Genomic DNA, 19057 nt, shown 5'->3' with positions numbered 1-19057 from the left:
AACGGGCGGCACCATTCTTATGAAGAGTTTGAAAACCCTTGTAATTGCAGCGGCTTTATCGTTCGGCACCATGGGCGTGGTGCAGGCGCAGGCTCCCGCCGCCGCACCGGTCGAGGCGCCGGCGGCGACGCCGGTCGCGACTCCGGCGCCCGCCGTGACCGACGCGGCGGCGCCCGCGACGGACGCGGCCGCGGTGCCGGCCGGCGACGCGACCTATGTGCCGATGAAGCCCGTCCCGGGCGTCGGGCAGCCGGTCGACGGCGGGCTGAACTTCCAGCCGCAGGCCAGCGTGCTCGGCCAGAAGGCCTATGGCCTCAGCCACCACATCCTGCTCCCGGTCATCACCGCCATTTCGCTGCTGGTGCTCGGCCTGCTGCTCTGGGTGGTCGTCCGCTATCGCGCCAGCGCCAATCCCGAACCTTCGAAGACTTCGCACAACACGATCATCGAAGTGATCTGGACCGCGGTTCCCGTGCTGATCCTCGCGGTGATCGCGGTGCCGTCGATCCGCCTGCTCGCGGCGCAGTACGAACCGCCGAAGAAGGATGCGCTGACGGTCAAGGTCACCGGCTATCAATGGTATTGGGGCTATGCCTATCCCGACCAGGGCATCGGCGAATATGTGTCGAAGATGCTGACGCCCGAGCAGGCGACGGCCGCGGGCGAACCCTATCATCTGGCGGTCGACAACCGCATGGTCGTTCCCGTCGGGCAGCAGGTGAAGCTGATCATCACCGGCGCTGACGTGATCCACAGCTTCGCGGTGCCGTCCTTCTGGATCAAGATGGACGCGGTGCCGGGCCGCGCCAACGAAACGACCTTCACCGTGACCAAGCCGGGCGTCTATTACGGCCAGTGCTCGGAACTGTGCGGTGTCGATCACGGCTATATGCCGATCGCGGTCGAAGCGCTGCCGATGGACAAGTGGAAGGCGTGGGTCCGCTCGCGCGGTGGCAACCCCGACGGCGCTGAAGCCGCGGCGCCCGCCGCGGCCGCGCCGGCGCCGACCGGTCCGGTCCCCGCCACCACCGAAGCCGCGCCGGCGGCGGCGCCCGCCGCCGTTCCGGCAGCCAAGAATTAAGACAAGGGGTCCGACAGATGACCGATATCGCAGCGACTGCACCCGTCCACGGCCACGATCATGCGCATGACGAGCATGATCATGTGCCTGGTTTCTTCACCCGCTGGTTCCTCTCGACGAACCACAAGGACATCGGGACGCTCTACCTGATCTTCGCGATCTTCGCGGGCATCATCGGCGGCGTGATGTCGGGGATGATGCGCCTCGAGCTTGCGGAGCCGGGCATCCAGTATCTCCACGGCTGGGCGCAGTTCTTCGATCCGGCCGCGGGTGATACGCAGGCGAAGCATTTCTGGAACGTGCTGATCACCGCGCACGGGCTGATCATGATCTTCTTCATGGTGATGCCGGCGATTATCGGCGGATTCGGCAACTGGTTCGTGCCGCTGATGATCGGCGCGCCCGACATGGCCTTCCCGCGCATGAACAACGTCAGCTACTGGCTGACCACGGTGGCGTTCGTCCTGCTCGTCGGGTCGATGTTCGTCCCCGGCGGCAGCGGGCTCGGCGCAGGCACGGGCTGGACGCTCTATGCGCCGCTGTCGACCAGCGGATCGGTCGGCCCGGCGGTCGACATGGTGATCTTCTCGGTCCACCTCGCGGGTGCGGCGTCGATCCTCGGCGCGATCAACTTCATCACCACCATCTTCAACATGCGCGCACCGGGCATGACGCTCCACAAGATGCCGCTGTTCGTCTGGTCGGTGCTCGTCACCGCCTTCCTGCTGCTGCTGTCGCTGCCGGTCCTCGCCGCGGCGATCACCATGCTGCTGACCGACCGCAATTTCGGCACCACCTTCTATGACGCGACGGGCGGCGGCGATCCGGTGCTCTACCAGCACCTGTTCTGGTTCTTCGGCCACCCGGAGGTCTACATCATGGTGCTGCCGGGCTTCGGCATCATCAGCCAGGTCATCTCGACCTTCAGCCGCAAGCCGGTGTTCGGCTATCTCGGCATGGCCTATGCCATGGTCGCGATCGGCGTCGTCGGCTTCATCGTGTGGGCGCACCACATGTTCACCGTCGGCATGAGCGTCAACCTGAAGATGTATTTCACCGCGGCGACGATGGTCATCGCGGTCCCGACCGGCATCAAGATCTTCAGCTGGATCGCCACCATGTGGGGCGGCTCGCTGAGCTTCAAGACGCCGATGCTCTGGGCGCTGGGCTTCATCTTCATGTTCACCGTCGGCGGCGTGACCGGCGTCGTCCTCGCCAACGGCGGTGTCGACACCAACCTGCACGACACCTATTATGTCGTCGCGCACTTCCACTATGTGCTGTCGCTGGGCGCGGTCTTCTCGCTCTTCGCGGGCTTCTATTACTGGTTCCCGAAGATGTCGGGCCGGATGTACAGCGAAGTGCTGGGGCAGCTCCATTTCTGGATCTTCTTCATCGGCGTGAACGTCCTGTTCTTCCCGCAGCACTTCCTGGGGCAGCAGGGCATGCCGCGCCGCTATCCCGACTATGCGGAAGCCTTCACCTATTGGCACCACATCTCGTCGATCGGCTATGCGATCATGGCCGTCGGGATGCTCTTCTTCTTCGCGAACATCGTCTATGCCTATGTCGCGGGCAAGAAGGCCGCCGCCAATCCGTGGGGTGAAGGCGCGACGACGCTCGAATGGACGCTGTCGAGCCCGCCGCCCTTCCACCAGTTCAACGAACTGCCGCGTATCGCCTGATCGGGTTCTGCCCCCTGCCGACACTTGGCAGGGGGCGTCTCTTTCAAGGCCGGTTTTTGGAATGTGTGAGCGTATCGAAGTCGTCATCGCAGCCCCGGACCCGATCCGGGTGGAGCAGTCCAGAGCGAGTTTTCGCTACTCTGGATCGCCGACCCTCGGTTTTCGCCGGGGTCGCAATGACGGACCGAAAAGGTTAGCATGTCCGATATGACGCACAGCCTGACCCATGCCGGCACGGCGCTTCCCGCCGACTGGCGCGACCTGTTCGCGCTGACCAAGCCGCGCGTCATGTCGCTCGTCGTCTTCACGGCGGCGTGCGGGCTGCTCGCGGCGCCGGGGCATGTCCATCCGGTGCTCGCCTTCGCGTCGATCCTCGCGATCGCGCTGGGGGCGGGGGCGTCGGGGGCACTCAATCAATGGTATGAGGCGGCACTCGACGCGAAGATGAAGCGCACCGCCGGACGCCCGCTGCCCGCGGGCCGGCTCGATCCGCAGACGGCGCTGCAGTTCGGCGTCGGGCTTGCCGCCTTTTCGGTGTTCCTGATGCTGTTCGCCGCCAACTGGCAGGCGGCGGCGCTGCTCACCGTGTCGATCCTCTTCTACGTCATCGTCTATACGATGTGGCTCAAGCCGCGGACGCCGCAGAATATCGTGATCGGCGGGGCGGCGGGCGCCTTTCCGCCGCTGATCGGCTGGGTCGCCGCGACGGGCCATGTCGCGCCGCTGCCGGTGCTGCTCTTCCTGCTCATCTTCCTGTGGACGCCGCCGCATTTCTGGGCGCTCGCGCTGTTCGTGCGATCGGACTATGCCGCGGCGGGCATTCCGATGATGCCGGTGGTCGCGGGCGAGACGTCGACGCGGCGGCAGATCCTGTTCTATGCGATCATCATGGCCGTCGCGGCGGTCGCGCCGTGGCCGCTCGGCTATGCCGGCGCGCTCTATGGCTGGACGGCGGCGGTCCTGTCGGCGCTGTTCGTGTTGCTGTCGGCGCAGGTCGGATTGCGCCGTTCGGCCGAGAACGACCGGATGCAGCCCGAAAAGCGGCTCTTCGCTTTTTCCGTCGCCTATCTTTTCATCCTGTTCGGCGCGATCGTCGTCGACCATATGTGGCCGCTATGACAGACGAACCGACGCAAGAGCCTTTCGACGAGGCCGAGTATCGCCGCCGCCAGCGCAGCCGGGCCAATCTGACCGGCTGGATCCTGGGCGGACTGGCGCTGCTCTTCTTCTTCATCACGATGGCGCGAATGGGATGACGGACAGCAAGAATCTGCGGACCGCGATGCTCGCGGGACTGGTCGCGGTCATGATGATCGGGCTCGGCTTCGCCGCGGTGCCGCTCTACAATCTCTTCTGCCGCGTCACCGGCTTCAACGGCACGACGCAGCGTTATGACCCCGCCGCCGCTGCCGAGGAGCCGCAGGTGCTCAGCGACACCATCTCGGTGCGCTTCGACGCCAACGTCTCGCCGAAGCTGCCGTGGAAATTCCATCCCGAACGGCCGCGCGACACGGTGAGCATCGGCGCGCGCGACATGGCGATCTTCATCGCAGAGAATAATTCGCCGCATCCGATCACCGGCACCGCGACCTTCAACGTCACGCCCGACCAGGCGGGCAAGTATTTCACGAAGATCCAGTGCTTCTGCTTCACCGAGCAGGTGCTGCAGCCGGGCGAGCGGATTCGCATGCCGGTGCTGTTCTTCGTCGATCCGAAGATCAAGGACGATGTCGACGCGCGCGACATTCAGGAAATCACGCTGAGCTATACCTTCTACCCTGTGGACGAGGGCAAAAAGGCGAGCTAAGGCCGCGATCGAGAGTCTAATAACCAGACCGGCGGTGCGATGGGGAATCGCGATGCTGGGGCAATAAACGGGAACTGCGACATGGCTGGTGCCAAACATCACGATTATCATCTCGTCAATCCCAGCGTCTGGCCGATGATCGGCTCGCTGGCGGCGCTCGTCATGTTCTTCGGCGCCGTGATGTGGATGCACACCGATTATTTCGGCGGGTCCGGCAAGTGGGTGTTCTGGCTCGGCATTCTCGGCATCATCGTCACCTTCTTCAGCTGGTGGAGCAAGGTGATCGAGGAAGCGCACGAGGGGCATCATACCCCCGTCGTCCAGCTTCACCTGCGCTACGGCATGATCCTGTTCATCGCGTCGGAAGTCATGTTTTTCGTCGGCTGGTTCTGGGCATGGTTCGATTTCGCGCTCTTCCCGGTGCCGGTCGAGATCGTGGACGGTGCGGTCAGCTCGCTGTTCGGCCAGGACGGCGCGGCGGCGATCACCCAGTGGCCGCCGAAGGGCATCCACGTCATCGACGCCTTCTCGCTGCCGCTGCTCAACACGCTGATCCTGCTCTGCTCGGGCACGACGATCACCTGGGCGCACCATTCGCTGATCCACGGCGATCGCGAAGGGCTGAAGAAGGGGCTGTGGCTGACGATCATCCTCGGCGCGATCTTCTCGACGATCCAGGCCTATGAATATTCGGCGGCGCCCTTTGCCTTCGGCGAGATCAACTACAGCTCGGCCTTCTACATGGCGACCGGCTTCCACGGTTTCCACGTGCTCGTCGGGACGATTTTCCTGATCGTCTGCCTCGTCCGCACCTACAAGGGCGATTTCACCCCGCAGCAGCATTTCGGTTTCGAGGCCGCGGCCTGGTACTGGCACTTCGTCGACGTCGTGTGGCTGTTCCTGTTCATCATCGTCTATGTCTGGGGCGGCTGGGGCGCTCCGGTCGCTGCGCACTGATTTGCCCGGCGAAGCTCCGAAACAGCAAGGGCAGCCGCCGCTCTGGCGCGCTGCCCTTTTCGGTCTCTGCCCCGAATGCGGGGCGTCGGGACTGTTCGAGGGGCCGGCGCGCTTCCGGCCGCGATGCCGCGCCTGCGGGCTCGATTACGGCCGCTACAACGTCGGCGACGGGCCGGCGGCCTTCCTGACGCTGATCATCGGCGCGCTGCTGATCGCCGCGGCGCTCAGCCTCGATTTCGCCTTCGAGCCGCCGCTGTGGGTGCATATCGTCCTGTGGGTGCCGCTGACCGCCGCCGCGGTCCTCTATGGCCTGCGCGTCGGCAAGGCGGCGCTGCTCGCCAGCGAGCACCAGCGCCAGGCGGCCGAAGGGCGCCGCGCCGAGGACGGTGATGACTGACCCCGCGACTCCGGCGCGGCGCTGGCCGCTGATCCCGACGCTGCTGGTCGCGGCGGCGGTGGCGGTGATGATCGCGCTCGGCGTCTGGCAGCTCCAGCGCAAGGGGGAGAAGGAGGCGCTGATCGCGCTCTACGAGCGCAACGGGGCGATGGCGTCGAGCGTCGCCTATCCCGAGCTTCCGCCCGTTCCCGACGCGCTGCTGTTCCGCAAGAGCAGCGTGGTCTGCCTCGAACCCGTCCGCTGGGACCCGCGCAGCGGCACCGACCGCCGCGGCCGGACCGGCATCCGCATGATCGCCGACTGCCGAACCGGCGCCGAGGGGCCGGGCGTTCTCGTCGACGTCGGCATCGCCGACGATTTCACGCCGCCTGCGTGGAAGGGCGGCGTCGTGGCCGGCACGATCGTCCCTGGTCCCGACCAGCCGGGGCTGATCGAGCATTTGACGGGCAGGGCGGTGCCGGCGCGGGCGATGCTCGTCGCCGACCAGCCCGCGCCGGGCCTGCGCGCGAGCGCGGTGCCATCGGGCGCCGACGTGCCGAACAACCACCTTGCCTATGCCGTGCAATGGTTCCTGTTCGCCGCGATGGCGGTGGCGATTTACGTCCTCGCGCTACGCCGCCGCTTGCAGCGATGACGGCGCGCCGTTAGGGCGCATGGCCGTGATGGATTATATCAGCACCCGCGGCTCCGCGCCGACCCTCGACTTTCGTGCCGCCACACTTGCCGGCCTCGCCGACGACGGCGGCCTCTATGTGCCCGCGCGCTGGCCGCAAATGACGGCCGACGAGATTCGTGCGCTCGCTGGGCTCGATTATGTCGAGACGGCGGTGCGGGTGATGGCGCCCTTCGTCGCCGGCGTGCTGAGCGAGGACGAACTGCGCGGGCTGTGCAAGGCCGCATACGGCCGCTTCGGGCACGATGCGGTGACGCCGCTCGTCCAGCTCGACCATCGCCACTGGCTGCTCGAACTCTTCCACGGCCCGACGCTGGCGTTCAAGGACGTGGCGCTGCAACTGCTCGGCCAGCTTTTCGAAACCTTCCTGCGCGGCGGCGAGACCGAACTGACGATCGTCGGCGCCACCTCGGGCGACACCGGATCGGCGGCGATCGAGGCGGTCGCGGGACGCGACCATATCCGCATCTTCATGCTCCACCCCGAAGGCCGGGTCAGCGACGTGCAGCGGCGGCAGATGACCACCGTGCTCGCGCCCAACGTCCATAATATCGCGATCGACGGCAGTTTCGACGATGCGCAGGCGATGGTGAAGCGGTTGTTCGGCGATGCCGAGGCGCGGAGCCGGCTGACGTTGTCGGCGGTGAACAGCATCAATTGGGCGCGGCTGATGGCGCAGGTCGTCTATTATTTCTATGCCGCCGTGCGGCTCGGGGCGCCCGAGCGGCCGGTGGCGTTCAGCGTGCCGACCGGCAATTTCGGCGACGTCTTCGCGGGCTATGTCGCGGCGCAGATGGGGCTGCCGATCGCGCGGCTTGTCGTCGCGACCAACGTCAACGACATTCTCCACCGGGCGCTGACCAGCGGCGATTACAGCGCGGGCACCGTCACCCCGACCGCGACGCCGAGCATGGACATCCAGGTCAGCAGCAATTTCGAGCGGCTGCTGTTCGACCTGTCGGGGCGCGACGGCGCGGCGATCGCCGGGATGATGGCCGAATTCGACCGCAGCCGCGCGATGACGATCCCCGCCGACATGCGCGCCGGCGCGCAGGCGCTGTTCTCCAGCGCGCGGATCGATGCCGACGGTATGACGCTGGCGCTGCGCTGGGCGCAGGAACGGGGCGGGCAGATCATCGACCCGCACAGCGCCGTCGGCCTGGCGGCTGCGCGCGCGCTGGAGATCGACGGCGACGTACCCGTCGTCACGCTGGCGACCGCGCATCCCGCGAAGTTCCGCGACGCGGTCGAACGCGCGACCGGGGTGCGTCCGGCGCTGCCGCCGCGGCTCGGCAACCTGTTCGAGCGCGAGGAGCGCTACAGCAAGCTGCCCGGCGACTATGACGCGGTGAAGGCGCATATCCTGGCGGAAGCCGCCCGTGGCTGACCTGCTGCCCCTGGCGACGCTCGTCGGGGACGCGTGGGAGGATTATGGGCTGGTCGACAGCGGCGGCGGGCGCAAGCTCGAACGCTATGGCCGCTATCGCTTCATCCGCCCCGAACCGCAGGCGATGTGGCAGCCCGCGCTGCCGCAGGCCGAATGGGACAAGGCCGATGGCGAGTTCATCCCCGCGTCGGACGAGGATGGCGGCGGGCGCTGGTATTATCACCGCCCCGTGCCCGCCGAAGGCTGGCCGCTCGGCTGGCGCGAGGCGCGCTTCACCGCAAGCTGCACGCCCTTTCGCCACCTGGGCTTCTTTCCCGACATGGCGCCGGTCTGGGACTGGCTGCGCGAACAGGTCGCGGACAAGACCGATCCGGCCTTCCTCAACCTGTTCGGCTATACCGGGGTGGGCAGCCAGGCGCTCGCGGCCGCCGGTGCGGCGGTCACGCATGTCGACGCCTCGAAGAAATCGGTCGCGCAGGCGCGCGAGAATGCCGCGCTCGCCGACATGGCCGAGCGGCCGATCCGCTGGATCGTCGACGACGCCGGCAAGTTCGCGGCGCGCGAGGTGCGGCGCGGACGGCGCTACGACGCCATCCTGCTCGACCCGCCCAAGTTCGGGCGCGGCCCGAACGGCGAGCGCTGGCAGATCGAGGAGGGGCTGGCGCCGCTGCTCGCCGATTGCCGCCACCTGCTCGACGCCGACAGCCGCGCGCTGTTCCTCACCGTCTATGCGGTGCGGATGTCGGCGCTGGCGATCGGCGAGCTGCTGGCGCAGCTTTTCGCCGACCTGCCCGGCAAGGTCGAATGCGGCGAACTCGCGGTGCGCGAGGAGGCGCGCGGACTGCTGCTGCCCACTGCGATCTTCGCGCGCTGGAGCCGCCACGGCTGACGGCTCTGGGCTCGTTAGGCGGCGATCTCGATGCGGTTCCGCCCGCTTTCCTTGGCGCGGTAGAGCGCTTCGTCGGCGGCTTTCAGCGCCGCGCGCGGATCGGCATAGCCGAAGACGTCGGCCACCCCGCCGGAAAAGGTGATCTGCCCGAACGGCTCGTCGGTCTTGCGGTTGATCAGGCGGCGCGCAGACAGCCGCTCACGCGCGTCGTCGAGCTGCTTCGCTGCCTCGCTCGGCGTCAGGCCGCGGAACAGCATCACGAATTCCTCGCCGCCATGGCGCGCGACATGGCAATGGTCATTCGAGATGTGCGCGAGCGTGTCGGCGATCATCTTGATCACCCGGTCGCCGGCGTCGTGCCCGTGCACATCGTTGATCTTCTTGAATTCGTCGATGTCGCAAAAGGCGACGCTCAGCGCCTCGCACGCCGCGCGCGCTTCGCCATGGTGGCGATCGAGCAGCGCCTCGAAGGCACGGCGGTTCGGCAGGCCGGTCAGATAGTCGATCTCGGCATCGCGCTTGGCGCGGGCGAGGCTGCGACGAAGCGCCTTCGCCTCCTCCTCGCTCCGGTGCATGTCGTCCTCGGCCTTGCGGGTGCGTTCGAGCATCGTGCGCGCCAGCACGGCGAGGTTGGAGACGATCCGCCCCGTCTTCTCGACCTGTTCGAGGTCGGACACATGCTGCGCCAGTTCGACGCCATAATCGCTGGTGACGCTGCGCGCCTGCCGGGTGCTCGCCTGGAAACTGTCGAGATCGGTTTCGAGCTTGGCCATCAGCCGGTCGAGGTCGGCGCGTCCCTGCTGCTCGGGTTCGTGCGCGACCAGCTCGTCGAGCCAGGGCTGGGTGATCCCCTCTGCCGATTGCGATCGCGCCGCGAACTGGCGCGCAAGCTTGGGGTTGGTTCCGGAAAAGGCGCCATGCGCCAGGACGAGGTTGGCGGGCGAAATATCGAGGTCGTTGTCGAGAAGGAAGGACATGATCGAATGGGCGAGTTGACTTCGCACTTCATGGGGGCGGTCGCGCGCCTCACCCATTTGGGCCGCCACCGCACCGGCGGCATCGTCGTGCCCCCGCGCGGATTTGAGCCCCAGCCAGCCAAGGAGCCGCCCGACCGGCTCGTTCGATGATGTTGCGTAAGTGGTCATATGGCCATTAACGAGCGCTTGTTGCGATGATTAAGCCGCGATTAGCCACGGCGCGACCTGACACGCTCGCCAGCTAGAGCATCGTGGACCAAAGCGGCATGATCTCAATGGGAAAGGGCGGCCGCATGCGCCGCGCCGGCATGGAAGCGATTGGAGAGACGACGATGACGGCATGCCGATATGATTTCGTCGCGGCACGGGCCGGGTGACGATGGCGGGCCTCGACCTTCCGCTCGACGCCGGACGCCAGATGTTGCGCGACAGCGTGCAGCGCTTCCTTGCCGACAAGGAGCGGGTGGGGTGGGCCGACCTGACTGCGCTCGGCCTTGGCGGCGTCACGATCCCCGAGGCGGCGGGCGGCTTCGGTGGCGGCGCGGTCGAGACGGCGCTGCTGATGGCGGAGCTGGGACCGGCGCTGGCGGGCGCCGACTGGCTCTCGCACGCGGCGGCGACCTGGCTCGTCGGGCGTCTGGCGCCGGGTCACGCTGCGCTGGGGGCGCTGGCTGAAGGGCGGCAGCGGGCGGCGCTGGTCTGTCCGGCGACGGCCGCCGCTATGCCGATCGTCGAGGCGGCGGACGGGGGATGGCGGCTGCGCGGACTGGCGACGCTGGTCGCCGGCGCGGCCGAGGCCGACCTGTTCGTCGTCGCCGATCCGCAGGCGGTCCTGCTCGTCGCCGCCGACCCCGACCGCGTCGAACAGCGCCACCGGATCATGCTCGACGGCAGCGTCACCGCCGACCTGGGTTTTGCGTCCGGTCCCGCCGAAGCCGAGGCGCTTGCCGAGGGGGAAGCGGCGCGCGCGGCGACCGAGATCGTCACCGATATGGTGCTGGCGGGGCGGTGTGGCGAGGCCGTCGGGCTGATGCGGCGCATGATCGACGACACCGCCGCCTATATGGGGCAGCGCCGGCAATTCGGGGTGCCCATCGGCTCGTTTCAGGCGCTGCGCCATCGCTGCGCCGACATGCAGCTCGCACTGATGAAGGCGGCCGCGCTCACCGAACTGGCGGTGCTGTCGGTGGACGGTGACGAGGCGGCGCGCGCCGCCGCGGTCGGTGCGGCCTGCGTTGAGGTGCAGGACGCGGTGCGGATCGTCGGCGAGGGCGCGGTGCAGATCCATGGCGCGATGGGGCTGACCGAGGAACTGGCGCTCGGCAGCCGTTTCAAGCGTGCGCTGGGAATCGCGGCGGCGATGGGGCCGCAGGCCACGCATCTCGCGCGCTTTGCCGAGGCGGCGGCCTGAAGGCGGCGGTCAGCCGAGAATCTGGCGCGCGATCAGGTCGCGCTGAATTTCGTTCGATCCCGCATAGATGGTGGCCGCGCGCCCGTTCAGATAGCGCGGCACCGCGACCGCAAGGCTCGCCGGCGTCTGGCCGTCGGCTTCGCTCCACGCCGCCGGACCGGCGATTTCGCACGCCAGCGTGTCGATGCGCTGCGCCGCTTCGGTGCCGAGCAGCTTGAGCGCAGAGGCATAGAGCGCCGCGCCGCCGCCGAGACCGCGCATCGCCTTCATCTCCAGCGCCTGCAACGCGCGCAGCGTCACTGCCTCGCGGTCGAGCCGCGCCCGGATCACCGGATCGGGCACGTCGTGGCCGCGCAGGCGGCGAAGCTGTCCCATCAGGGCCGGCGCATATTTGCCGCCGCGTTCGAAGGTGAGCAGATGCTTGGCGACCGACCAGCCGTCATTCTCCTCGCCCAGCCGGTTGGTGACGGGGACGCGGACGTCGTCGAAGAAGACCTGGTTCAGTTCATGCTCGCCGGCGAGGGTGCGGATCGGCTCGACGCCGATGCCCGGCGACTGCATGTCGAGCAGCAGGAAGCTGATCCCGGCCTGCGGCTTGCCTTCGTTCGACGTGCGCACGAGGCAGAACATGCGGTTCGCGAAATGGGCGTGCGTCGTCCAGATCTTCGACCCGTTGAGGACATAGTCGGCGCCGTCGCGGACCGCGCGAAGCTGAAGCCGGCCGAGGTCGGAGCCGGCGCCGGGTTCCGAAAAGCCCTGGCACCAATAATCCTCGCCCGACAGGATGCGCGGCAGGTAATGCGCCTGCTGATCGGGCGAGCCATAATGCATGATCACCGGGGCGACCATCTTCAGCCCCATCGGCGCGAGATTCGGTGCGCCCGCCGCGACGCATTCGGCGGCGAAGACATAGCGCTCGATCTCGCTCCAGCCCGGTCCCCCGAACCGTTCGGGCCAGTCGGGCGCCGCCCAGCCGCGCGCATGCAGGATGCGCTGCCACGGCAGCGATATGGCGGGATCGATAAAGACGCTGGTCGCGCGCTCGGCGGCGCGGCGCAGTTCCTCGGTCAGATGCTCGGCCAGGAAGGCGCGCACCATGTCGCGGAACGCGTGAAGATCGGGTTCGAGTGCGATGTCCATGCCCTGTTCCTAAACGGCGCGGCGACCCGGCCAAGCTGGCGGATGCGTCAGGCGGCCTGCGCGCCGACGAAGCCCAGCCCGGCGGCGATCTGAATCGACTGCGCGCGCCCGGTGGCGCCCAGCTTGGCGGCTGCGTTGCGCAGGTGAAAGCGCACCGTCGACACCGACAGCGACAGGATGATGCCGATCTCGCCATCGGTCTTGCCCGCGGCGGCCCAGCGCAGGCACTGCACCTCGCGCCGGGTCAGCGTCTGCGGCACGGTGGCGTTGCGCGGCCGGCCCCGCGCCTCGTTGTGCGTCGCGACGAGGCGCAGCGCGAGGTTGTGCATCGTGCCGGCATGCGCGCGGAACAGCGCCTCGACCCCGACAGGCTCGCGCGAGCACCAGAAGACGGCGCCGACCAGCCCGCGCGGCAGATGGACCGGCGCGATGATCGCCTCGCCGAAATTGGGGGTCTCCTTCGCCTGCTGGCAATCGACCGCGTCGAGCAGCGCGGTCGCGCGCCAGCTGCCGAGCCGCCCGTCGCTGTAATAGAAAGGCTCGGCGATCAGCCGCGCCGCGGTCAGGAAGGCGACGTGCAGCGCCAGCTTGCGGTCGCGCCAATAGGCATAGGCCGGATCGATCCAGCGGAAGCTGGTCTCCGCATAGGGGCGGCCGTGCTCGTCGGCCATCGGTTCGGGATCGCCGAGGTCGGCCTGCGCGGCGATATAGGAAAGGCCGGTCGCGTCGCCGATCGCCTGCACGTCGGCGATCAGCGCGGGAAGTTCCGACCAGCAAAGCGCCCGTTTGTCCGTCACATGTCCTCCCCCCGGTTCGATACTGACACAGATGCCAGCTTGTGAGCGGGGCCGCAATTATATCCTCTGACAGGGTCCGGCCGCGCCGGCGCTCGCGCAAAGACGAGCCGCATCGGCCAGCCGTTTGAGGGAGATGACGAATGAAGGCCTATCGACTGTTCCTGCTCGCCGGCACCGCCGCCGGCCTGTCCGTTGCGCCGCCGGCGCTGGCTGACGAAGCGGAAACGGCGGCGCGGACCGACGGCGAGATCATCGTCACCGCACAGCGCCGCGCCGAATCGCTGAACGACATCGGCATGGCCGTGCAGGCGGTCGACGCCGCGACGCTGGAAAGCCTGCGCGTCACCGACGTGCGCGACCTGACCGCGGTGGCGCCGAGCTTTACCGTGTCGCAAAGCTATCAGGGCGTGCCCACCTATACGCTGCGCGGCATCGGCTTCAACACGATCAACCTGTCTGCGACCTCGACCGTCGGCACCTATGTCGACGAGGTCGCCTATGCCTATCCGATCATGAACACCGGCCCGATCATGGACCTCGAGCGCGTCGAGGTGCTGAAGGGGCCGCAGGGCACGCTCTATGGCCGCAACACGACGGCCGGGCTGATCAACTTCATCACCGCCAAGCCGACCGATCATTTCGACGCGGGCGTCACCGCCGAACTCGGGAACTACCGGACCTATAATTTCGCGGGCCACGTCTCGGGGCCGCTCGGCGAAGGGGTTGCGGCGCGGATCGCGGTGCGCAGCGAGAACAGCGACAAGGGCTGGCAGGTCAGCAATTCGCGCCCCGGCGAACGGCTCGGCAAGGTCGACAAGCTGGGCATCCGGGGCTCGCTGGCGATCGACCCCGGCCCCGGCACCAGCATCGACCTGTCGGTGACCTGGTGGCAGAACAAGTCGGACACGGTCGCCGGGCAGGGCATCGGCTTCACCCCGGCGACCGACCCGGTGACGGGAACCAGCGCATCGCACCTCTTCAACGCGCCGGGGCTGGCGGATTATATCGCCGGCAATTTCCCGACCCGGGCGAGCCAGGCGGACTGGGCGCCCGAGGCGGGGCGATCGGCCGACGTCGGCCGCGGCGCCGGATTGCCCGGCGACCTGGCCGAAGACAATCGCTTCTGGGGCCTGAAACTGCGCGTCGATCAGGATGTCGCTGATGCGGTGAAATTCGTCAGCCTGACCAGCTACAATGATTTCCAGCGCAAGGCGCTGTCCGACTGGAGCGGCGCGCCCTATGAAATCCTGCTGCAGAAGGCCGACGGCCGCATCAAGAGCTTTGCGCAGGAAATTCATTTCGAAGGCGAGGCCGGCACGCTGAACTGGCTGGTCGGCGCCTATTACGGCCATGACAAGATCGTCGACAGCAACCGCACGATGCTCGGCGACAATGCGAACTCGCGCTTCATCCGCGCGGTGCCCTATATCCTCGTTCCCGGCGTCAACCTGCTCGACACGCCGTTCAATTCCGGCGGATACACCGCCGCCGACATGGCGACGGCCTTCCGCACCTATGAAGACATCGGCACGATGAACACCAGGACGTGGAGCATCTTCGGAAATGCCGACGCCGAGCTGACCGAGCAGCTCAAACTGACCGTCGGCCTTCGCTATACCGAGGACAAGCAGGACTATGTGGGCTGCTCGCGCGACTACAAGGGCAGCATGCTGCCGAACGTCAACATCGTGAACCGCTTCCTCTTCTCGGCGGGGGGCACGCTGCCCATCCCGGCGCCGATCGTGGAGGGGCAGTGCAACACCTTCGACGATGCGACCAACAGCTTCGGTCCGGTGGTGTCGACGCTGGACGAGAACAACCTCGCCTGGCGCGTCGTGCTCGACTGGTCGCCGAACGACGACACGCTGGTCTATGCGTCGGTATCCCGCGGCTACAAGTCGGGCACCTCGCCGGTCAACGCGGCGAGCAAGGCGCGGCAGAACGCGCCGGTGACGCAGGAAAAGCTGACGGCCTACGAATTGGGGCTGAAGGCGACGCTGGCCGACCGTCTGCTGCAGGCCAATTTCGCCGCCTTCTACTACGATTACAAGGACAAGCAGATCAGCACCTATTTCGCCGATCCGATCTACACCGCGTTGTCGCGCCTCGACAATGTGCCCAAATCGAGGGCCTATGGCTTCGAGGGCGAACTGACGCTGCGTCCCGCGCAGGGCGTGACGATCGCCGCCAACGGCCTGTGGCTGAAGACCCGCGTGATCGACTATGTCGGCACCAACGCCGCCGGCCAGCCGGAGAATTTCGACGGGGCGGAGTTTATCTACAGCCCGCGCTTCCAGGGCAGCATCGTCGCGGCCTACGATACGCCGGTGACCGACACGCTGAGCGCCAATGGCGCGGTCAGCCTGCGCTATCAGGGCAAGGCGAACACGATCTTCGAGGACGATCCGCTCTACAAGGTCGATTCCTATGCCGTCGTCAATGCCAGCCTCGGCCTGAAGTCGCAGGCCGGCTGGTCGCTGTCGCTGTGGTCGAAGAATCTGTTCAACAAATATTACTGGTCGGCGGTCGCCAGCAACGCCAATGTGGTCGTGCGCTTCGCTAACCAGCCGCGAACCTTCGGCCTGACGCTGGGGTATGATTTCTAGGAAAGTGTGAAGCGAGGGTCGTCGTCAGCCGCCATATTTGGCGGCGACGACGATGACCGCGAGCAGCGCGCCGACGACGATGCTGCGCCGGTCGCGCAGCGCGAAGGCGACGGGATCGCCGTCGACCTGGCCGCGCCCCGCCATCATCCAGATGCGGTTGAGCCAATAGAGCAGCGGGATGACGAGCAGCCACAGCAGTGCCGGATGCGCATATTCGCCGCCTTCGCCCTTTTCGGCGGCGAACAGCAGCAGGACGAGCAGCGACACCATGCCCGACGCGACGCCGCCCATCGCGACGAACATCTTGTCCGACGGCACATAGCCGCGTCCCGACAACAGCTGGTGCCGCTCGTTGCGGCTTTCGTCGAGCTCGACATAGCGCTTGAGATAGCCGAGGCTGAGGAAGAAGAAGATCGAGAAGATCAGCAGCCACATCGACGGGGCGACCGCGATCGCGGCGGCGCCGACGATCATGCGGATCGTGTAGAGCGAGGCGAGCGCGAGCACGTCGGCGATCATCGCCGACTTGAGCCGGAAGCTGTAGGCGAGCGTCAGCGCGAAATAGGCCGCGAGCGCGGCGAAGGTCGCGGGGCCGAGCAGAAACCAGCCGATGGCAAGGCCCAGGATCGCGGCCGCGCCGCTGATCGCGAGCGCCAGTGGAATGCCGAGATCGCCCGCCGCGAGGGGGCGCGAGCGCTTGCGTGTGTGACGCCGGTCGGCGTCGATGTCGAGCAGGTCGTTGAGCAGATAGACGCTCGACGCGATCACCGACAGGCTGACGAAGGCGAGCGCCGCCTGCCCCAGCGCGACGAAATCGAGAATATGGCCCGAGGTAGCGAGCGGCACGAAGACCAGCGCATTCTTCGCCCATTGATGCGGGCGGATCGCCTTCACCAGCGCGCGAAACGGGCTCCTGGGGGGCGGGCCGACGCGCTGCTCGTTCGCCGAGCGGGTCGGCACGCCCACCGTGTAGGCGTGCCGCGCCTCGCGCCAGATCGCGCGGTCGGCGGTCGAATCGCCGACATAGTCGAAGGGTGCGTCGCCGATCGCGGCGCGGATCGCGCGCAGCTTTCCGGCGCTCTTCAGGTTGCGGCGGCGGCTCGATCCCAGATAGCGGTCGAACAGTCCCAGATGGCGCGCGACGCGGCCGACATTGCGTCGGTGCGCGGCGCTGGCGAGGATGACCGGGCGGCCGTCGCGGCGCGCTTCGCCGATCAGGTCGACGACCTCGGCGCGCAGCGGCAACAGCGCCGGATCGACCGGATCGAGCCGGGCGAGGCGCGTCTTGAGTGCGGCGCGGCCCCACAGCAGCGCGAGCAGCAATTGCCAGAACAGCATCGGGCTGCGCCGCATCAGGCGCACGAGCGATTCGACTGCGACATCGGCGCGGGTCAGCGTCCGGTCGAGATCGACGATCAGGGCGACCTTGGCCGGCTCGGCGGGATCATGCGGCGGCATCGAGCGCCTCCTTCGGGCGGGCGCGCAGCCGGTCCCAGGCGATGCCCCAGCCGACGACCGCGAACAGCATCAGCGCGGGGATCGCCGGGTCGCGATAGCGGGTGATGACATAGGTGGTGGCGTGCAGCGCCCAGAAACCGGCGATCGCCGCCGCGACGATCCAGCGCTGCCGCGGTGTTCCTCCGCCGGCGAGCAGGCCGAACAGCGCAAAGCCGAGGATAAGCAGATATTGCGCGACCTCGACGAAGCGCGCCGTCGCCACCGCGCGCGACTGTGCGAAATCGGCGGCGTCGGGGACGTTCGGCGCCCAGAACAGCGCGAGCTTGGTGAGGCCGAGACTCGCGGTTCGCGCGGGATGCGCGCCGGCATAGGCGATGGCGCGCGCGCCGAGTTCGGCGCTCGCCCCGCGCTCGCCGAGCCGCTGGCGCATCTCCCCCCACTCGGGGCCTGCCGGGGTGTCCGCGATGCTGACGAAGGCGCCCGTCGCCGCGGGATTGTTGCCGAGATAGAGGTTGAAGCCGCCGTTGGTGTTGAGCGTCGGTGCGCCGACCATGGCCGTGGCGGCGGCGGCCCAGGGGATGAGCAGGGCCAGCGCGCCGGCCCCGACCAGCAGGCCGCGACGTATCCGCTGCTCCCCCGTCCACAGCAGCGCGAGCAGCGGCGCGACAATCAGCGGCAGTGCGGACCCCCCGGTCAGAATCGCCGCGCCATAGGCGACGCCCGCGAGCAGCGCGGTCTTGCTGCCGCCGCCGCGTAGCATCCGCCAAGACGCGAGCAGGACGAGCAGGAAGAGCGGCGTCGACAGATTCTCGCGCGCCAGCATCGCGCTGTTCCAGATGCCGGGGATCCACAGGGCATGAACCAGCAGGAGCAGGAGGATCAAGGGCGGCCGCATCGCGATTTCGCGCGCGAGCAGCACCAGCAGCGCCGCGCTCACCGCCGCTAGCGCCAGATTCGCGGCGATCGCGGTCCCGACGCTCGCGCCGAACAGCGCGAAGAAAGGAGTCAGCACCGCCGGATAGCCGATCGAATAGAAGGCGTGCTGCCCCCATTGATCGACCGGCCAATGCCCGCCCGCCATCGCTTCCGCCATGCGGAAATAGGCGAGACCGTCGTTGCCGAGCGGCTCGCCGATCGCGAACCAGGCGAGCAGGCGCACGCCGACCGTCGCGGCGATCAGCGTTGCGACCAGTCCGCGATAATGGGCTTCGATCCAGGCGGCGGCCGCCCCGATCATGAACCGCCAGCGCTCTGCGCGACGAGGACGCAGCCGAGCGCGATCAACAGCGTACCGGCGATGCGCGTGAGCGACAGATGTTCGTGAAAGGCCATCGCACCGATCAGCATCGTGAAGATGAAACCCAGCCCCACGAAGGGATAGGCGACGCTCAGCGGCAGGCGCGCGAGGACGAACAGCCACAGCACCGCGCCGAGGCCATAGAGCGCGAAGCCCGCGATCAGATAGGGCGAACTGGCATAGGCCAGCATGGTTTCGGACAGGGTCCGCGTGGCTCGTGCGCCCTGCACCCCCAGCTTGAGCAGCATCTGGGCGAGCGCCGACATGCCGACGCTGGTCAGGATGAGCAGCAGCAGCGGAGGGGAGAGGGTGGCATTCATCGCGCCCCTCTAGCCCGCGAGCTGTAAAATTACCCTTAAATCGCGGTAATCCATGACGATGTGCGACGGGGCGATGGCGCGTGTTCCTGTATCGTCACCCCGGATCAAGTCGGCAATTATACCTTTTCGCCAAGTCACCGTTCCCCGGCGAAAGCCGGGGTCCATGCGAAGCAGC

Annotated in this window: 18 protein-coding genes; 12 read left to right on the top strand and 6 right to left on the bottom strand. The window is 67.6% G+C overall.

Annotated elements, in window-relative coordinates; genetic code table 11:
- Positions 1–19 precede the first annotated feature (19 nt).
- The 10 genes from coxB to C3E99_RS10465 all read left to right on the top strand — a co-directional run bounded on the left by coxB (position 20) and on the right by C3E99_RS10465 (position 8876).
- Positions 20–1081: a cytochrome c oxidase subunit II gene (gene coxB / locus C3E99_RS10505; RefSeq protein WP_076076181.1), complete on the top strand. Its 1062-nt coding sequence runs from the start codon at positions 20–22 to the stop codon at positions 1079–1081.
- A 17-nt stretch (positions 1082–1098) separates the two neighbouring features.
- A complete protein-coding gene (gene ctaD / locus C3E99_RS10500; RefSeq protein WP_067108883.1) occupies positions 1099–2766 on the top strand; it encodes a cytochrome c oxidase subunit I in 1668 nt (555 codons plus the stop codon).
- A 207-nt stretch (positions 2767–2973) separates the two neighbouring features.
- Positions 2974–3885, top strand: coding sequence for a heme o synthase (locus C3E99_RS10495; protein WP_076078006.1), 912 nt, complete (start codon positions 2974–2976; stop codon positions 3883–3885).
- The gene (locus tag C3E99_RS19980) at positions 3882–4022 is read left to right on the top strand and encodes a hypothetical protein (protein WP_169799671.1); all 141 of its coding nucleotides are present in this window, start codon (positions 3882–3884) and stop codon (positions 4020–4022) included. Before C3E99_RS10495 ends, C3E99_RS19980 begins: the two co-directional genes overlap by 4 nt.
- Positions 4019–4573 (top strand): cytochrome c oxidase assembly protein, encoded by a 555-nt coding sequence (locus tag C3E99_RS10490; RefSeq protein ID WP_067108881.1) that lies wholly within the window; start codon positions 4019–4021, stop codon positions 4571–4573. The genes C3E99_RS19980 and C3E99_RS10490 overlap by 4 nt, the downstream gene beginning before the upstream one ends.
- A gap of 81 nt (positions 4574–4654) precedes the next feature.
- Positions 4655–5530: a cytochrome c oxidase subunit 3 gene (locus C3E99_RS10485; protein WP_067108880.1), complete on the top strand. Its 876-nt coding sequence runs from the start codon at positions 4655–4657 to the stop codon at positions 5528–5530.
- Between the two features lies 1 nt (position 5531).
- Positions 5532–5927, top strand: coding sequence for a DUF983 domain-containing protein (locus C3E99_RS10480; RefSeq protein WP_067108877.1), 396 nt, complete (start codon positions 5532–5534; stop codon positions 5925–5927).
- The gene (locus tag C3E99_RS10475) at positions 5920–6561 is read left to right on the top strand and encodes an SURF1 family protein (RefSeq protein ID WP_067108872.1); all 642 of its coding nucleotides are present in this window, start codon (positions 5920–5922) and stop codon (positions 6559–6561) included. Before C3E99_RS10480 ends, C3E99_RS10475 begins: the two co-directional genes overlap by 8 nt.
- A gap of 28 nt (positions 6562–6589) precedes the next feature.
- Entirely contained in the window at positions 6590–7987 is a 1398-nt protein-coding gene (thrC, locus tag C3E99_RS10470; RefSeq protein WP_076078000.1) for a threonine synthase, read from the top strand.
- Between the two features lie 4 nt (positions 7988–7991).
- On the top strand, positions 7992–8876 hold the full coding sequence (locus C3E99_RS10465) for a class I SAM-dependent methyltransferase (protein ID WP_076078003.1): 885 nt from the start codon (positions 7992–7994) through the stop codon (positions 8874–8876).
- Positions 8877–8890: 14 nt separating this feature from the next.
- Here C3E99_RS10465 and C3E99_RS10460 read toward each other — a convergent pair whose 3' ends face one another.
- A complete protein-coding gene (locus tag C3E99_RS10460) occupies positions 8891–10021 on the bottom strand; it encodes a GGDEF domain-containing protein (protein ID WP_234002445.1) in 1131 nt (376 codons plus the stop codon).
- Positions 10022–10232: 211 nt separating this feature from the next.
- On the opposite strand from C3E99_RS10460, the gene C3E99_RS10455 reads away from it, so the two are divergent.
- A complete protein-coding gene (locus C3E99_RS10455) occupies positions 10233–11264 on the top strand; it encodes an acyl-CoA dehydrogenase family protein (RefSeq protein WP_067108869.1) in 1032 nt (343 codons plus the stop codon).
- 9 nt (positions 11265–11273) lie between these two features.
- Here the strand turns inward: C3E99_RS10455 and C3E99_RS10450 are convergent, their stop codons facing one another.
- Together C3E99_RS10450 and C3E99_RS10445 are read right to left on the bottom strand one after the other, a co-directional pair.
- The gene (locus C3E99_RS10450; protein ID WP_076076179.1) at positions 11274–12404 is read right to left on the bottom strand and encodes an acyl-CoA dehydrogenase family protein; all 1131 of its coding nucleotides are present in this window, start codon (positions 12402–12404) and stop codon (positions 11274–11276) included.
- 47 nt (positions 12405–12451) lie between these two features.
- Entirely contained in the window at positions 12452–13201 is a 750-nt protein-coding gene (locus tag C3E99_RS10445) for a helix-turn-helix transcriptional regulator (protein WP_067108863.1), read from the bottom strand.
- 140 nt (positions 13202–13341) lie between these two features.
- Between C3E99_RS10445 and C3E99_RS10440 the strand changes: the two genes are divergently transcribed.
- Positions 13342–15807: a TonB-dependent receptor gene (locus C3E99_RS10440; RefSeq protein ID WP_076076178.1), complete on the top strand. Its 2466-nt coding sequence runs from the start codon at positions 13342–13344 to the stop codon at positions 15805–15807.
- 24 nt (positions 15808–15831) lie between these two features.
- Here the strand turns inward: C3E99_RS10440 and C3E99_RS10435 are convergent, their stop codons facing one another.
- The 3 genes from C3E99_RS10435 to C3E99_RS10425 are packed head-to-tail and all read right to left on the bottom strand — an operon-like array spanning position 15832 to position 18882.
- Positions 15832–17265, bottom strand: a complete 1434-nt coding sequence (locus C3E99_RS10435) for a UbiA family prenyltransferase (protein WP_067108857.1) — start codon at positions 17263–17265, stop codon at positions 15832–15834.
- Positions 17252–18502 (bottom strand): hypothetical protein, encoded by a 1251-nt coding sequence (locus tag C3E99_RS10430; RefSeq protein ID WP_076076175.1) that lies wholly within the window; start codon positions 18500–18502, stop codon positions 17252–17254. The genes C3E99_RS10435 and C3E99_RS10430 overlap by 14 nt, the downstream gene beginning before the upstream one ends.
- Complete coding sequence (locus tag C3E99_RS10425; RefSeq protein ID WP_076076173.1) at positions 18499–18882, bottom strand: DMT family transporter; 384 nt, start codon at positions 18880–18882, stop codon at positions 18499–18501. Before C3E99_RS10425 ends, C3E99_RS10430 begins: the two co-directional genes overlap by 4 nt.
- Positions 18883–19057 lie beyond the last annotated feature (175 nt).

Origin of the sequence: Sphingopyxis sp. MG (assembly GCF_002953155.1) — a bacterium.
GTDB classification, from domain to species: Bacteria; Pseudomonadota; Alphaproteobacteria; order Sphingomonadales; family Sphingomonadaceae; genus Sphingopyxis; species Sphingopyxis granuli.
This window is presented reverse-complemented; position numbering and strand designations above follow the sequence as displayed.